The 16,799-nt window shown below is 68.1% G+C and carries 6 protein-coding genes, 1 tRNA gene and 2 rRNA genes (1 of these 9 running past the window's edge); 8 read left to right on the top strand and 1 reads right to left on the bottom strand.

From position 1 onward, the window contains the following. The 4 genes from OG607_RS12080 to OG607_RS12065 form a co-directional block, all read left to right on the top strand. Positions 1 to 2,074: ribosomal RNA gene (locus tag OG607_RS12080) — 23S ribosomal RNA — on the top strand (it extends 1,051 nt beyond the left edge of the window). Between the two features lie 72 nt (positions 2,075 to 2,146). After that, positions 2,147 to 2,263: ribosomal RNA gene (gene rrf / locus OG607_RS12075) — 5S ribosomal RNA — on the top strand. 117 nt (positions 2,264 to 2,380) lie between these two features. Beyond that, positions 2,381 to 3,361, top strand: a complete 981-nt coding sequence (locus OG607_RS12070; protein WP_405722395.1) for a DegT/DnrJ/EryC1/StrS family aminotransferase — start codon at positions 2,381 to 2,383, stop codon at positions 3,359 to 3,361. Between the two features lie 61 nt (positions 3,362 to 3,422). After that, positions 3,423 to 3,495: transfer RNA gene (locus OG607_RS12065), tRNA-Thr, on the top strand. 49 nt (positions 3,496 to 3,544) lie between these two features. On the opposite strand, the gene OG607_RS12060 is transcribed toward OG607_RS12065, so the two are convergent. Further along, positions 3,545 to 6,151 (bottom strand): SpoIIE family protein phosphatase, encoded by a 2,607-nt coding sequence (locus OG607_RS12060; RefSeq protein WP_405736706.1) that lies wholly within the window; start codon positions 6,149 to 6,151, stop codon positions 3,545 to 3,547. A 318-nt stretch (positions 6,152 to 6,469) separates the two neighbouring features. On the opposite strand from OG607_RS12060, the gene OG607_RS12055 reads away from it, so the two are divergent. The 4 genes from OG607_RS12055 (at position 6,470) to OG607_RS12040 (ending at position 16,775) form a co-directional block, all read left to right on the top strand. Further along, positions 6,470 to 11,950 (top strand): HAMP domain-containing protein, encoded by a 5,481-nt coding sequence (locus OG607_RS12055; RefSeq protein WP_405722393.1) that lies wholly within the window; start codon positions 6,470 to 6,472, stop codon positions 11,948 to 11,950. A 249-nt stretch (positions 11,951 to 12,199) separates the two neighbouring features. Further along, the gene (locus OG607_RS12050; RefSeq protein WP_405736704.1) at positions 12,200 to 12,934 is read left to right on the top strand and encodes a two-component system response regulator; all 735 of its coding nucleotides are present in this window, start codon (positions 12,200 to 12,202) and stop codon (positions 12,932 to 12,934) included. A 160-nt stretch (positions 12,935 to 13,094) separates the two neighbouring features. Beyond that, the gene (locus OG607_RS12045; RefSeq protein ID WP_405722391.1) at positions 13,095 to 15,722 is read left to right on the top strand and encodes a DNA translocase FtsK; all 2,628 of its coding nucleotides are present in this window, start codon (positions 13,095 to 13,097) and stop codon (positions 15,720 to 15,722) included. 243 nt (positions 15,723 to 15,965) lie between these two features. Then, a complete protein-coding gene (locus OG607_RS12040) occupies positions 15,966 to 16,775 on the top strand; it encodes a helix-turn-helix domain-containing protein (RefSeq protein WP_405722389.1) in 810 nt (269 codons plus the stop codon). The last annotated feature ends 24 nt before the right edge of the window (positions 16,776 to 16,799 follow it).

Below are 16,799 nucleotides of genomic sequence, written 5' to 3'. Positions count from 1 at the left end.
GTGGGGGATAAGCTCCATGGTCGAGAGGGAAACAGCCCAGAGCATCGACTAAGGCCCCTAAGCGTACGCTAAGTGGGAAAGGATGTGGAGTCGCAGAGACAACCAGGAGGTTGGCTTAGAAGCAGCCACCCTTGAAAGAGTGCGTAATAGCTCACTGGTCAAGTGATTCCGCGCCGACAATGTAGCGGGGCTCAAGCGTACCGCCGAAGTCGTGTCATTGCAGCATATAAGGGCCAACGCCTGCTGTGATGGGTAGGGGAGCGTCGTATGCCGGGTGAAGCGGCGGCGGAAGCCAGTCGTGGACGGTTTACGAGTGAGAATGCAGGCATGAGTAGCGATACACACGTGGGAAACGTGTGCGCCGATTGACTAAGGGTTCCTGGGTCAAGCTGATCTGCCCAGGGTAAGTCGGGACCTAAGGCGAGGCCGACAGGCGTAGTCGATGGACAACCGGTTGATATTCCGGTACCCGCTTTGAAACGCCCAGTACTGAACCGAGCGATGCTAAGTCCGTGAAGCCGCCCTGATCTCTTCGGAGTTGAGGGGAGTGGTGGAGCCGACGGACCAGACTTGTAGTAGGTAAGCGATGGGGTGACGCAGGAAGGTAGTCCAGCCCGGGCGGTGGTTGTCCCGGGGTAAGGGTGTAGGCCGTGTGATAGGCAAATCCGTCACACATTGAGGCTGAGACCTGATGCCGAGCCGATTGTGGTGAAGTGGATGATCCTATGCTGTCGAGAAAAGCCTCTAGCGAGTTTCATGGCGGCCCGTACCCTAAACCGACTCAGGTGGTCAGGTAGAGAATACCGAGGCGTTCGGGTGAACTATGGTTAAGGAACTCGGCAAAATGCCCCCGTAACTTCGGGAGAAGGGGGGCCATCACTGGTGATAGCACTTGCTGCTTGAGCTGGGGGTGGCCGCAGAGACCAGCGAGAAGCGACTGTTTACTAAAAACACAGGTCCGTGCGAAGCCGTAAGGCGATGTATACGGACTGACGCCTGCCCGGTGCTGGAACGTTAAGGGGACCGGTTAGTCATGATTCGTCATGGCGAAGCTGAGAACTTAAGCGCCAGTAAACGGCGGTGGTAACTATAACCATCCTAAGGTAGCGAAATTCCTTGTCGGGTAAGTTCCGACCTGCACGAATGGCGTAACGACTTCTCGACTGTCTCAACCATAGGCCCGGTGAAATTGCACTACGAGTAAAGATGCTCGTTTCGCGCAGCAGGACGGAAAGACCCCGGGACCTTTACTATAGCTTGATATTGGTGTTCGGTTCGGCTTGTGTAGGATAGGTGGGAGACTGTGAAGCTATGGCGCCAGCCGTGGTGGAGTCGTCGTTGAAATACCACTCTGGTCGTGCTGGATGTCTAACCTCGGTCCGTGATCCGGATCAGGGACAGTGTCTGGTGGGTAGTTTAACTGGGGCGGTTGCCTCCTAAAGAGTAACGGAGGCGCCCAAAGGTTCCCTCAGCCTGGTTGGCAATCAGGTGTTGAGTGTAAGTGCACAAGGGAGCTTGACTGTGAGACTGACGGGTCGAGCAGGGACGAAAGTCGGGACTAGTGATCCGGCGGTGGCTTGTGGAAGCGCCGTCGCTCAACGGATAAAAGGTACCCCGGGGATAACAGGCTGATCTTCCCCAAGAGTCCATATCGACGGGATGGTTTGGCACCTCGATGTCGGCTCGTCGCATCCTGGGGCTGGAGTCGGTCCCAAGGGTTGGGCTGTTCGCCCATTAAAGCGGTACGCGAGCTGGGTTTAGAACGTCGTGAGACAGTTCGGTCCCTATCCGCTGTGCGCGTAGGAATATTGAGAAGGGCTGTCCCTAGTACGAGAGGACCGGGACGGACGAACCTCTGGTGTGCCAGTTGTCCTGCCAAGGGCATGGCTGGTTGGCTACGTTCGGGAGGGATAACCGCTGAAAGCATCTAAGCGGGAAGCCTGCTTCGAGATGAGTATTCCCACCCCCTTTGAGGGGTTAAGGCTCCCAGTAGACGACTGGGTTGATAGGCCGGATGTGGAAGCCCTGTAAGGGGTGGAGCTGACCGGTACTAATAGGCCGAGGGCTTGTCCTCAGTTGCTCGCGTCCACTGTGTAGTTCTGAAGTAACGAACTGTGTTGTTCCGGTTCAGTTGTCTTCATAGTGTTTCGGTGGTCATTGCGTTAGGGAAACGCCCGGTTACATTCCGAACCCGGAAGCTAAGCCTTTCAGCGCCGATGGTACTGCAGGGGGGACCCTGTGGGAGAGTAGGACGCCGCCGAACAATCTTTCAGCCGCACCCCCGGACTTCGGTTCGGGGGTGCGGCTTTTTGTGTTCTGATCACCGTCCGTTCATGCTCCGCTTGGCCGCTCATCATGCGGTCTGGCGATCCTGGGCCACATGCAGCAGTCCATCGTTCAAGGCGCGGAAGTAGCGGCACTGGAGTCGGAGTTCTCGGCGGTGGCCGGCAACCGACACTGTGTTGCGGTGGATTCGGGTACGGCGGCCCTGAGGCTGTCGCTGCTCGCGCTGGGGATCGGCGCGGGAGAAGAGATCATCCTGCCCTCGTTCGCACCGACGGCGACGGCGGAGGCCGTGCGGCTGGTCGGGGCGGTGCCGGTGTTCGCGGACATCGATCCGTTGACGTTCTGCCTGGACCCGGATGCGGTGGCGGCGTCGATCACGCCGTTGACCGCGGCGATTCTGCCTGTGCATCTGTTCGGCCATCCGGCGGCGGTGGACACGCTGGCGGGGCTCGCAGAACGCCATGGGCTGGCGATCGTGGAGGACGCGACGCAGGCGCAGGCCGCGGCGTTGGCGGGGCGGAGGGTCGGGACGTACGGGGTGATGAGCGTGTTCGCGGTGGAGGACGGGGCGGTGGTGACGACGGAACATCCGGAGCTGGCGCGTACGGTGCGGGGGCTGCGGGGGTCGGTGCACCAGGATGCGCAGCTGTCGGACGAGCAGGCGGCGGGTGGGCGCGGGGGGCTGGCGAAGCTGGCGGGGGCGGTGGCCAGGCAGCGGGCGCACTGCAGGTATCTGGATTCGGCGCTGACGGGGGTGGTGGTGCCGCATGTGGAGCCGGGGGCGCATCACGTGTACCACCGCTACACGGTACGGATTCCGGGGAATGGGCGGCCGGACCGGGACGCGTTCGCGCTGGCGCTGGCGGGGAGGGGTGTGCGGGCGCGGGTGAGCATACCGACGCCGTTGCACCGGATGCCGGCGAACCGGAACCGGTCGAGGATCGCCGGGATGAGTCTGCCGTGCACTGAGGCGGCGGCGGGGGAGACGCTGTCGCTGCCGGTGCATCCGGGGATGAGCGAGCGGGAGTTGGAGCGGATGGCGGCGGCGTGCAACAGCCTGGGCGGCCGGCTCTAGGGACTGTCCGGCGGATTTTCAAACAGGGGCTCGTATGAGCTAAGATCTTGCATGTCGACAGGCCCCAATAGCTCAGTCGGTAGAGCGTCTCCATGGTAAGGAGAAGGTCTACGGTTCGATTCCGTATTGGGGCTCTGACAAGAAGGCCCCCGCCAGCCGGCGGGGGCCTTCTTCATTCCGGCTTCATTCCGGCACGCGCATCGCCAGGATGGCCATGTCGTCGGACGGGGCGTCGGAGGCGAAGCGTTCGACCGCTCGCTGGATGCGGGCCGCCACGGCGCCGGCGTTGAGGCCGGTGCAGGTGGCGAGGACGTCGGCGAGGCCGTCGTCGCCGAGCATGCGGGTGCCTTCGCGGCGTTCGGTGACGCCGTCGGTGACGCAGAGGAGTACGTCGCCGGGGGCGAGTTCGATGGTCTGCTCGACCAGTTCGAGGTCCTCCAGGACGCCGAGGAGCGGCTGCGGGTCGGCGGCGGCTTCCACGGTGCCGTCCTGGCGGAGCCGTAGAGGGAGCGGGTGGCCGGCGCAGACGACCTTGAGGATGGCGCCGCCGTCGGGCTGCGGCCAGAGCTCCCCGTACAGCAGGGTGAGGAAGCGGCTGCGGGCGCCTTCGTCGAGGATGGCGGCATTGAGGCGTTCCAGGACGCTGGGGCCGCTGAAGCCTTCGCGGGCGAGCAGGCGCAGGGCGTGGCGGGCGAGGCCGGTGACGGCGGCGGCCTCGGGGCCGGTGCCGCAGACGTCGCCGATGGCGAAGCCCCAGCAGCCCTCGCGGATGGGGAAGACGTCGTAGAAGTCGCCGCCGACCTCGTTGCCCTCGCCGGCGGCGCGGTAGACGACCTCGACCTCGACGCCGGGGATGACGGGCAGGCCCGGGGGGAGGAGGCTGCGCTGGAGGGCCTGGCTGATCGCGGTGCGCTCGCTGTAGAGCCGGGCGTTGTCCAGGGCGAGGGCGGCCCGGCGCGAGAGGTCCTCGGCGAGCTCCAGGATCTCCTGGCGGAAGCGCTCGTCGGAGGGCTTGCCCAGCGTCAGCATGCCGATGACGCGGTTACGGGCCACCAGGGGGAGGACAACGGTCTCGCCGCCCACCGCGGCCGCCGTGGCCAGCGCGGTGCCCGGCCCCGTGGCGGGGCGGCCGGGCTCGCCGAGGCCGAGGCTGCGCAAGGAGGCGCGCAGGGCGGTGGAGTGGGCGGCGTCGGAGGGGGCGGTCCAGATGCGGGCGCCGGGGGTGGGGTCGGGGGCGGGAGGCTGGACCTTGGAGAGCAGGGCCTTGATGCCGTCGATGCGGTCCTCGTCCTCGTGGAGTACGAAGGCGAGTTCGGGCTCGGCGGCTTCGGCGATGGTGTAGACGGCGCACCAGCTGGCCAGCGTGGGCACGGTCATCTGGGCCATCAGGGCCAGCGTCTGGTCGCGTTCCAGGGTGCCGGCGAGCAGGTCGGAGGCCTCGACGAGGAAGGAGAGCGAGCCGCGTCGCAGCCGCTCCAGCTCGGTCAGGCGGGCGCTCTCGACGGCCAGGGCGATGCGGTCGGCGGCGAACTGCAGCCGTAGGGCCTGCTCGTTGGAGTAGCGGCCGGGGGATTCGGCGGCGACGCCGAGGGATCCGGTGAGGCGGCCCTCGACCTTGAGCGGGACGGTGACGATGGAGCGCATCCCGGTGCCGGCGAGCAGCGGGACGGCGCCGGGGACGGCGGTGAGGTCGTCGTGGACGGCGGGCATGCGGGCGCTTCCGTAGCGGCCGGTGCCGGCCTCGACGGGGACGCGGGCGAACCGCTGGCGGGCGGAGGGCAGGCCGGTGGAGGCGCGTACCTCGAGCTCGGTCTCGTCGTCGGTGGCGAGCAGCAGGTAGGCGGCGTCGCCGTCGAGCATGTCGCGGGCGCGCTCGACGGTGCGCTGGAGGAGGCCGTCGAGGTCGTCGGGGGCGGGGGAGCCGATGAAGGTCTCGAACGGGTCGGCAGCCTTGACGCGTTCGTTGCCGGAGCCGTCGCGGGAGACGGTGCCGCGGGTCGGATTCTGGAGGATGGCCCGCTCGTCCTCCAGGACCAGCAGGCATACGGTGGACGGCTCGCCGGAGGTGTCGCGTACCCGCAGATGGGATCCGTACACCGGCTGGACGCGGCCGTCTGCGACGCGGATGCCGTAACTGCCCTCCCAGCGGGACAGCAGCAGGGCCTCGGCGATGCCGTGGCCGGTGCCGGGGGTCTGGGGCCAGGCGGCGAAGTCGCCCAGCGGTTTGCCGACGACCTGGTCGGAGGGGTGGCCGAAGAGCTCGGAGGCGTCCTCGTTCCAGCGGGTGATGACGCCGTTGCGGTCTGCCTGGACGACGGCGACGCGTACCCGCTCGTCGGTGAGGGGGAGCGCGGCGACGGGCAGGACGGGGCCGGCGGAGCGGGTGCCGGTGGGGCGCTGGGGGAGGTCGAGGTGGAACCACACCTGTTTGGTCTCGGGGCTGTACTGCACGCCCCAGCGGGTGGCCAGTGCGGAGCACAGCAGCAGGCCGCGGCCGCCCTCGTGGTCGGGGTGGGCCTGGCGGTGGACGTCGTGGAGCGGGAGTTCGCGCTCGGGGTAGTGGTCGGAGACCTCGACCCGTACGCCGGTGTCGTAGCGCAGGCACTCGACATCCGCGGCGGTTCCGGCATGAATCACCGCATTGGTGACGAGTTCACTGGTGAGGACGACGGCGTCGTCCACGACATCGGAGAAGCCCCAGCCCTGCAGGGTGTCGCGGACAAACGCGCGCGCGGTGGCCACCGACCGCCCGACCGGCTCGAAGGTAGCCGCTGCCCGCGCCGTGTTCACTGGTCTCCTCATGGATGTCTCGATGTCCCCCGGATCCTGTGCCCGTCCGCGCCACGATCAATGCGCCGTCCGAGGACCGAGTGTTGCACTACGGCGCGGCCAGATTAGTGCGTGGCCCTGTTCTGGGTCCCGCGCACTGGTGTGTATGTGTGTGTGCGCTCCTGACGGCACTGGACAAGACCTGCTCTTGTGAGGCATAACGAGCCGTCGAAACCCGATCGCACCCGAAGTGTTTGCCCCGATGGTGGACCGTGATGAAACACTGGGCATGCCCTATAGGGGCACATGCAGGTCGGTCGACCCTCTGGGAGGGACACGGTGGAGTCTGGCGCATCGGCGCGAGGCGGCGTTACGTCCGCTTCGACGCGGGGTAATGCCGCGCGGGCGAAGAACGCACGGGCCCGGATCAACGGGACCGTCGAGGTGGATTCGGCTGCCCTGCACAGACTGCTGGCCGCGCTGTCGTCCATGCGGGACGGCAACTTCCGCAAGCGGCTGACGGTCTCCGGGGACGGGGTGATGGCGGAGATCTCCGCCGTCTTCAACGAGGTCGCGGACCGCAATCAGCACCTCACCGGTGAACTGGCCCGCGTACGCCGTGTGGTCGGCCGGGAGGGCAAGCTCACCGAACGCCTGGAGATCGGCCCCTGCGAGGGTGCCTGGGCGGCGGCGATCGACGCCTCCAACGCGCTGGTGGAGGATCTCGTACGCCCGGTGTCCGAGGTCGGCCGGGTGCTCTCCGCGGTGGCGGAGGGCGACTTGGAGCAGCGGATGGACCTGCGCTCGCAGGGCTCCGACGGCTCGGCGCACCCGCTGCGCGGGGAGTTCCTGAAGGTGGGCCGGACCACGAACGGGCTGGTCGACCAGCTGTCGGCGTTCACCGACGAGGTGACCCGGGTGGCCAGCGAGGTGGGCACCGAGGGCAAGCTCGGCGGGCAGGCGCGGGTGCGCGGGATGTCGGGGTCGTGGAAGGACCTGACGGATTCCGTCAACACGATGGCGTCCCGGCTGACCGCGCAGGTGCGGGACATCGCTCTCGTCACGACGGCGGTCGCGAAGGGTGATCTGTCCCGTAAGGTCACGGTTCATGTGGCCGGCGAGATGCTGGAGTTGAAGAACACCGTCAACACGATGGTGGACCAGCTGTCCTCCTTCGCCTCCGAAGTGACCCGGGTGGCCCGCGAGGTCGGTACGGAAGGCGAACTGGGCGGCCAGGCGCAGGTGCCGGGTGTGGCCGGAGTATGGAAGGACCTGACGGATTCCGTAAATCTTATGGCCGGGAATCTGACGGCCCAGGTGCGGGACATCGCGCAGGTGACGACGGCGGTCGCCAACGGCGACCTGTCGCAGAAGATCACGATCGGCGCGCGCGGCGAGGTCGCGCAGCTCGCCGAGACCATCAACGCGATGACCGAGACGCTGCGTACCTTCGCCGACGAGGTGACCCGGGTCGCGGGCGAGGTCGGCGCGGAGGGCCAGCTCGGCGGTCAGGCGCAGGTGCCGGGTGCGGCGGGGACGTGGAAGGACCTGACGGACTCGGTCAACACGGCTTTCCGTAACCTCACCGGCCAGGTGCGGGACATCGCGCAGGTGACGACGGCGGTCGCCAACGGCGACCTGTCGCAGAAGGTCACGGTGGTCGTCTCCGGCGAGATGCTGGAGCTGAAGAACACCGTCAACACGATGGTCGACCAGCTGTCGTCCTTCGGCGCCGAGGTCACCAGGGTGGCCCGCGAGGTCGGTGTGGAGGGCGAACTCGGTGGTCAGGCGCAGGTGCCGGGTGCGGCGGGGACGTGGAAGGACCTGACGGACTCGGTCAACACGGCTTTCCGCAACCTCACCGGCCAGGTCCGCAACATCGCGCAGGTGACGACGGCGGTCGCGAACGGCGACCTGTCGCAGAAGGTCACCGTCGACGTGTCCGGCGAGATGCTGGAGCTGAAGAACACCGTCAACCGCATGGTGGACCAGCTGTCCTCCTTCGCGGCCCAGGTGACCCGTGTCGCCCGCGACGTGGGTACCGAGGGCCGGCTCGGCGGCCAGGCGCGGGTGGACGGCGTCAGCGGCGTCTGGAAGGACCTGACGGACTCCGTCAACTTCATGGCGGGCAACCTGACCTCCCAGGTCCGCCAGATCGCCCAGGTGACCACCGCCGTGGCGCGTGGCGACCTCTCGCAGAAGATCGAGGTCGACGCGCGGGGCGAGATCCTGGAGCTGAAGAACACCCTCAACACGATGGTCGACCAGCTCTCGGCCTTCGCCGACCAGGTCACCCGCGTCGCCCGGGACGTGGGTACGGAGGGGCGGCTCGGCGGCCAGGCGCAGGTGCCGGGTGTGGCCGGCGTGTGGCGGGACCTGACGGATTCGGTGAACGGCATGGCCGGGAACCTGACCGCCCAGGTCCGTAACATCGCGCAGGTCGCGACCGCCGTGGCGCGCGGTGACCTGTCGCAGAAGATCGACGTGGACGCGCGGGGCGAGATCCTGGAGCTGAAGAACACCCTCAACACGATGGTGGACCAGCTCTCCTCCTTCGCGGAGCAGGTCACCCGCGTCGCCCGCGAGGTGGGTACCGAGGGCATCCTGGGCGGCCAGGCCGAGGTCAAGGGCGTGTCGGGGACGTGGAAGGACCTGACCCAGTCCGTCAACTTCATGGCGACCAACCTGACCAGCCAGGTGCGTACGATCGCCGAGGTCACCACGGCGGTCGCGCAGGGCGACCTGTCGAAGAAGATCACCGTCGACGCCAAGGGCGAGATTCTCGCCCTGGTCACCACCGTCAACACGATGGTCGACCAGCTGTCGGCCTTCGGTGACGAGGTGACCCGGGTGGCCCGTGAGGTGGGTACCGAGGGGCAGCTGGGCGGCCAGGCGCGGGTCCGGGACGTGTCGGGCATCTGGAAGGACCTGACCGACAACGTGAACCTGATGGCCAACAACCTGACGAGCCAGGTGCGGTCCATCTCGTCGGTCGCCACGGCCGTCGCCAACGGCGACCTGACGAAGAAGATCACCGTCGAGGCGCGCGGCGAGGTCGCGACCCTCGCGGAAACGATCAACACCATGGTGGACACGCTCTCCGCCTTCGGTGACGAGGTCACCCGGGTGGCCCGAGAGGTCGGCACCGACGGCATCCTCGGCGGCCAGGCCCGTGTGCCCGGCGTCTCGGGCACCTGGAAGGACCTCACCGAGTCGGTGAACTTCATGGCGTCCAACCTCACCGGCCAGGTGCGCAACATCGCCGAGGTCACCACCGCCGTGGCGCGCGGCGACCTGTCCAAGAAGATCGACGTGGACGCGCGCGGCGAGATCCTGGAGCTCAAGACCACCATCAACACCATGGTCGGCCAGCTGTCCGCCTTCGGTGACGAGGTCACCAGGATGGCCCGCGACGTGGGTACGGAGGGCCGGCTCGGCGGCCAGGCCCGGGTGCCGGGGGTGTCCGGCATCTGGAAGGACCTCACCGACTCGGTGAACCTGATGGCCAACAACCTCACCCGGCAGGTGCGCAACATCGCCCAGGTGGCCACCGCGGTGACCCGCGGCGACCTCAACATCCGCACCGACGTGGACGCGGCGGGCGAGATCCTGGAGCTCCAGGACTACATCAACACGATGATCGTCCGGCTGCGCGAGACCACCCTCGCCAACAAGGAACAGGACTGGCTCAAGGGCAACCTGGCCCGTATCTCCGGTCTCATGCAGGGCCGCCGCGACCTCAACGACGTCGCGGCCCTGATCATGAGCGAGCTGACCCCGGTGGTCGCCGCCCAGCACGGCGCCTTCTTCCTCGCCGAGGAGATCGAGCGCGGCGACGAGGAGGAGGCCGCGGGGTACCCGTACGAGCTGCGGCTCATCGGCTCGTACGGCTTCTCCAAGCGCACCATGCCCACCACCTTCCTGCCCGGCGAGGGGCTGATCGGCACGGCCGCGGTGGAGAAGCGGCAGATCCTGATGGAGAACGTCCCGCCGGGCTACCTGCGCATCGCGTCCGGGCTCGGGGAAGCGCCGCCTGCGCATGTCATCGTTCTGCCGGTGCTCTTCGAGGAGCGGGTGCTCGGGGTGATCGAGCTGGCCTCCTTCGGGCCCTTCACCCAGATCCAGAAGGACTTCCTCGGCCAGATCACCGACATGATCGCGGTCAGCGTCAACACCATCAGCGTCAACACCAAGACCGAGGGGCTGCTCAAGCAGTCCCAGGAGCTCACCGAGCAGCTGCGGGAGCGCAGCGCGGAGCTGGAGAGCCGGCAGCGGGCGCTGGAGCTGTCCAACGCCGAGCTGGAGGAGAAGTCCGACCGCCTGGCGCGGCAGAACCGCGACATCGAGGTGAAGAACACCGAGATCGAGGACGCCAGGCAGGTCCTGGAGGAGCGCGCCGAGCAGCTCGCCGTCTCGATGCGCTACAAGTCCGAGTTCCTGGCCAACATGTCGCACGAGCTGCGCACGCCGCTCAACTCGCTGCTGATCCTGGCCAAGCTGCTCGCCGACAACGCCGAGGGCAATCTCTCCCCGAAGCAGGTCGAGTTCGCCGAGACGATCCACGGGGCGGGCTCGGACCTGCTGCAGCTCATCAACGACATCCTGGACCTGTCGAAGGTCGAGGCGGGCAAGATGGACGTCAGCCCGACCCGGATCGCCCTGGTGCAGCTGGTGGACTACGTCGAGGCCACCTTCCGGCCGCTGACCGCGGAGAAGGGCCTGGACTTCTCCGTACGGGTGTCGCCGGAGCTGCCGGTGACCCTGCACACCGACGAGCAGCGGCTGCTGCAGGTGCTGCGCAACCTGCTGTCCAACGCGGTCAAGTTCACCGACTCGGGCTCCGTGGAGCTCGTCATCCGGCAGCCGGCCGGCGCCGAGGCGCCGCAGTACATCCGCGAGCAGATGCTGGAGTCGGGCGCGCTGCGGGATCCGGACCAGCCGCTGATCGCCTTCTCGGTGACCGACACGGGCATCGGGATCGCGGCGAGCAAGATGCGGGTGATCTTCGAGGCGTTCAAGCAGGCGGACGGCACGACCAGCCGCAAGTACGGCGGTACGGGCCTGGGCCTGTCCATCAGCCGCGAGATCGCGCGGCTGCTGGGCGGCGAGATCCACGCCGACAGCCAGCCGGGCCGCGGGTCCACCTTCACGCTCTACCTCCCGCTCAGCAGCGGCGAACTGCCCCCGCAGGGCTACCCGGCGCTGCCGCTGGGCGCCGTCGAGGACGACGACGTCACCGCCGACCACTCCGGGCACGGGCCCTTCACCGGCCACGCCATGCCGCCCGGCCTGCGCGGCGGCCGGGGCGCGGGCAGCAGCCTGGCCAGGCTCCGGCGCCGCTCGGCGATCCCGGCGCTGCCGGTGGCGGCTCCGGCGCCGCAGATGGCCGACTCGTGGGTGGACGGCGCGAACAGCGACGCGTACACCGGCTTCGCGGGCGGCTTCAACGGCGAGAAGGTGCTCATCGTCGACGACGACATCCGCAATGTCTTCGCGCTCACGAGCGTCCTGGAGCAGCACGGGCTGACGGTGCTCTACGCGGAGAACGGCCGGGAGGGCATCGAAGTGCTCGAACAGCATGACGATGTGGCGGTCGTCCTGATGGACATCATGATGCCGGAGATGGACGGGTACGCCACAACTGCCGCCATTCGCCGGATGCCCCAGTTCGCCGGACTGCCGATCATCGCGCTGACGGCGAAGGCGATGAAGGGCGACCGGGAGAAGAGCATCGAGTCCGGGGCGTCCGACTATGTGGCCAAGCCGGTGGACACGGATCATCTGCTCGCCGTCATGGAACAGTGGATGAACGCCCGTTGACGGCCGGCCGGCTGTTCCCGCGCTCTGTGATCGATATGACTCGCCGTGGTCAATCAGGTGTGAGAGCGCGGGATTCGGGGAACCTTCTGGTCTCCGCTAGCGTTTCTGCTACGTGCACAGTGACATGGCGGTGACAGGGTGTGGCGGACAGCGGGTGCGGCTACCATGACCGGCACAAGGACGGGCGGCATGCAGGAGTCGTCCCTGGGGGCGGCTCCCGGCGTGATGCCGGGGCGAGGAGGACGGGCCATGGTGCAGAAGGCCAAGATCCTCCTGGTCGATGACCGGCCGGAGAATCTGCTGGCGCTGGAGGCCATCCTCTCCGCGCTCGATCAGACGCTGGTGCGGGCATCGTCCGGGGAGGAAGCGCTCAAAGCGCTGCTCACCGATGACTTCGCGGTGATCCTGCTCGATGTCCAGATGCCGGGCATGGACGGGTTCGAGACGGCCGCGCACATCAAGCGGCGCGAACGGACCCGGGACATCCCGATCATCTTCCTGACCGCCATCAACCACGGTCCCCACCACACCTTCCGGGGGTACGCGGCGGGCGCGGTCGACTACATCTCCAAGCCGTTCGACCCGTGGGTGCTGCGCGCCAAGGTCTCCGTCTTCGTCGAGCTGTACATGAAGAACTGCCAGTTGCGGGAGCAGGCCGCGCTGCTGCGGCTCCAGCTCGAGCGCGACGGTTCCGGCGGCGGCGACCGGGCAGGCGACGACCGCAGCGGCCGGTCCGGCTCGTCCAACGGCGCGGGTGCGGCCGCCAAGGAGGCGGTCGGGCTGCTCGCCGAGCTCTCCGCGCGGCTCGCGGCGGTCGAGGAGCAGGCGGAGGCGCTGTCCAAGCAGCTGGACGAGTCCACGGACACGGCGGCGGTGGCCACGGCGGCCCATCTGGAGCGCAAGCTCAACGGTTTGCGGCGTGCGTTGGACGCGCTGGAGCCGGGTTCCGGGGCCGGTGGCGCGAAGTTGCCGTCGGCCGACTGACGGTTCGGAGCGGATCCGAGCGATTCTGCGCGGTTCAGCGGCGAACGGCCGGTGAGTTGACCCTCAGGTCGCCTGGGCCCTGCGACAGCCCCGGCGACACGAACGGGGGTATCAATGGGCACGCGTGTCCCTTTCCGTCTTCGGCGGTAACCTCAGCATCATGGCCTCACGTACGTCCGGCACCGCCAAGAAGGCTGCCGCCAAGCCTGCGGCCAAGAAGACTGCCGCGAAGCGGCCCCCCGCGAAGAAGGCGGCTGCCAAGAAGGCGGCCGCACCGCCGCCCAAGCCCGCGCCTTCGCCGACCGGCGGCGTGTACCGGCTCGTACGGGCTGTGTGGCTGGGACTGGCCCATGGGGTGGGCGCGCTGTTCCGGGGGATAGGGCGTGGCGCCAAGGGGCTGGATCCGGCGCATCGCAAGGACGGCCTGGCGCTGCTGCTGCTGGGCCTCGCGCTGGTGGTCGCGGTGGGCACGTACTCGGATCTGAAGGGGCCCGTCGGGGACCTGGTCCAGATATTGGTGACCGGGACATTCGGGCGGCTGGATCTGCTGGTGCCGGTCCTGATCGGGATCGTGGTGCTGCGGCTCATGCGGCACCCGGAGCAGAACGACGCCAACGGACGTATCGTCATCGGCCTGTCCACGCTGGTGGTGGGCGTGCTCGGACTGGTCCACATCGGCTGCGGCTCACCCGGGCGCGGTCAGGGCGCGGAGGCGATCCGGAACGCGGGCGGGCTGATTGGCTGGGGCGCATCGGCACCGCTGGTGTTCACGGTCGGCAGGCCGCTGGCGGTGGCCCTGCTCGGGCTGCTGACGTTCTTCGGGCTCCTGGTGGTGACGGCGACCCCGGTCGCGGCCATTCCGCAGCGGCTGCGGGAGCTGGGCATGTGGCTGCGGCTGCTGGAGGCGCCCGAGCCCGAGGGCGACGATGTGGCGCTGGGGGAGTTCTTCGAGCCGGACCAGCAGGCCGAGCGGGCCGAGCTGGAGCCGAAGCCGCGCCGGCAGCGTACGAAGCGCCCCAAGGAGCCCAGGGAGCCCAGGGAGGACGAGCCCGAGGAGTTCGGGTTCGACGCCGTCGATGTGGCCGCCGCAGCGGCGGCCGATCTGGACGGCGCGGTCATGTACGGGGTGCAGCCCTCGCCGCTCGTCGCGGGGCTGATGAAGACTCCGGTGCCGGCCGCCCGGGAAGCGGCGGCGGAGCCCGTGGCGGCGGCGTCGCCGTCGGGTGCCGTCGCGGACCTGACGAAGCAGCCGGGGCCCGCCGAGGGCGAGCCGCTGCCGCCGCGCGCCGAGCAGTTGCAGCTGTCCGGCGACATCACGTACTCCCTGCCCTCGCTGGACCTGCTGGAGCGGGGCGGGCCGGGCCGGACCCGTACCGCCGCCAATGACCTGGTGGCCGACCAGCTACGGGACGTCTTCTCCCAGTTCAAGGTCGACGCCCAGGTCACCGGCTTCACCCGGGGGCCGACGGTGACCCGGTATGTGGTCGAGCTCGGCCAGGCGGTCAAGGTCGAGCGGATCACGGCGCTGGCGAAGAACATCGCGTACGCCGTGGCCAGCCCGGACGTACGGATCATCAGCCCGATCCCGGGGAAGTCGGCGGTCGGCATCGAAATCCCCAACAGCGACCGTGAACTGGTCATGCTGGGCGATGTGCTGCGCTCGGCCGACGCGCAGGGCATGGAGCACCCGATGACGGTGGCCTTCGGCAAGGACGTCGAGGGCGGCTATGTCCTGGACAGCCTCGCCAAGATGCCGCACATGCTCGTCGCCGGCGCCACCGGCGCCGGCAAGTCGTCCTGCATCAACGGCCTGATCACCTCGATCCTGGTGCGGGCCACCCCGGACGAGGTGCGGATGGTGCTGGTCGACCCCAAGCGGGTGGAGCTGACCGCGTACGAGGGGATCCCGCATCTGATCACGCCGATCATCACCAACCCCAAGCGGGCGGCGGAAGCGCTGCAGTGGGTCGTACGGGAGATGGACCTGCGCTACGACGACCTGGCGGCGTACGGCTTCCGGCACATCGACGACTTCAACGCGGCGGTGCGGTCGGGCAAGGCGAAGACGCCGGAGGGCAGCGAGCGCGAGCTGACGCCGTATCCGTATCTGCTGGTGATCGTGGACGAGCTGGCGGACCTGATGATGGTGGCCCCGCGCGACGTGGAGGACTCGATCGTCCGGATCACGCAGCTGGCGCGGGCCGCGGGCATCCACCTGGTGCTGGCGACGCAGCGGCCGAGCGTGGACGTGGTGACGGGTCTGATCAAGGCGAACGTGCCGTCGAGGCTGGCCTTCGCGACCTCGTCGCTGATGGACAGCCGGGTGATCCTGGACCAGGCGGGGGCCGAGAAGCTCATCGGAAAGGGTGACGCGCTGTTCCTGCCGATGGGTGCGAACAAGCCGATCCGGATGCAGGGCGCGTACATCACCGAGACCGAGATCGCCCTGGTGGTGGACCACTGCAAGGCACAGCTGAATCCGACATACCGCGAGGACGTGGTGGTCGGCAGCGGTCCGAAGAAGGAGATCGACGAGGAGATCGGCGACGACCTGGACCTGCTGTGCCAGGCGGCGGAGCTGGTGGTCTCGACGCAGTTCGGCTCGACTTCGATGCTGCAGCGCAAGCTGCGTGTGGGCTTCGCGAAAGCGGGCAGGTTGATGGACCTGATGGAATCGCGCGGGATCGTCGGTCCGAGCGAGGGATCGAAGGCCCGCGATGTTCTGGTGAAGCCCGACGAGATGGACGGGGTGCTCGCCGTTATCCGCGGCGGGGGCAGCGGGGACTAGGCCGTTTCGTGGCCTGTTCGTAGCCCATCTGTGGCTCACTCGTAAGAAGGCAGGGGGCAACCGTTTCTCCTGCTCGTACGTCAAGTTATTGCAGGAGGAAGGCGTATGGCCGACTGTCATCGGCGCCGGGCGAGACGGCAATCCTGATGGCGGACAAACAACGCCCGCCCGCTTGCCCCTCCCTTTACGAACCCCCCTAGACTGAGTCTCCAGCAGGTGGCTACACGCTCGAAAGGCGCCCTCGTGTCCATCGGCAACCCGCCATCCGACGACCGTCCAACGGTCGGTCGCGCCCTTGCCCAGGCCCGCCTCGACGCCGGTCTCACCGTCGACGAGGTCAGCAGCAGCACCCGCGTACGCGCCCCCATCGTGCACGCCATCGAGCAGGACGACTTCTCCCGCTGCGGTGGCGACGTCTACGCCCGCGGTCACATCCGCACCATCGCCCGCGCCGTCGGCCTCGACCCCGAACCGCTGGTGGAGCAGTACTCCGCCGAGCACGGCGGCAGCCAGGCGGCCCGGCCGGTGGCCCCGGTGTACGAGGCCGAACGGATCCGCTCCGAGCCGCGCCGGCCGAACTGGACGGCGGCCATGGTCGCGGCGATCGTCGCGGTCGTCGGCTTCGTCGGCTTCACGATCTTCAACGGCGGCAGTGACGGCGATCAGCAGGCGGTGGCCGGCAAGCCGTCGGCGGTGGCCAGCGCGTCGACGAAGTCCAGTCCGTCGCAGAAGACGACCAGCCCCGACCCCACCCCCGAGCAGTCCGACAGCGCGATCGCGGCGGCTCCGGCCGACAAGGTCACGGTGAAGCTGTCTGCCGAGGGCAGCAAGAGCTGGATCTCGGTGACCGACAGCAACGGCCGCTCGCTCTACCAGAACACGCTGCCGGCCGGCCAGTCCATGACCTTCACCGACGAGAAGAAGATCAACCTGATCGTCGGCAACGCCGGCGCCGTCACCTTGTTCGTCAACGGCAAGGACCTGGGCCCCGCCGGCGACCCCGGCCAGGTCGTACGGCTCAACTTCACACCGGGCGATCCGGAAGCGGGCTGATCCGACCGGAGCCACGGACGGGGG

This window comes from Streptomyces sp. NBC_01537, assembly GCF_045040445.1.
GTDB lineage: Bacteria > Actinomycetota > Actinomycetes > Streptomycetales > Streptomycetaceae > Actinacidiphila.
This window is presented reverse-complemented; position numbering and strand designations above follow the sequence as displayed.

What these genes read in the sequence shown, in the direction of transcription:
- OG607_RS12070 (WP_405722395.1), top strand. Translation starts at nt 2,381, where the DNA reads ATGCAGCAGTCCATCGTTCAAGGCGCGGAAGTAGCGGCACTGGAGTCG.
- OG607_RS12050 (WP_405736704.1), top strand. Translation starts at nt 12,200, where the DNA reads ATGGTGCAGAAGGCCAAGATCCTCCTGGTCGATGACCGGCCGGAGAAT.
- OG607_RS12045 (WP_405722391.1), top strand. Translation starts at nt 13,095, where the DNA reads ATGGCCTCACGTACGTCCGGCACCGCCAAGAAGGCTGCCGCCAAGCCT.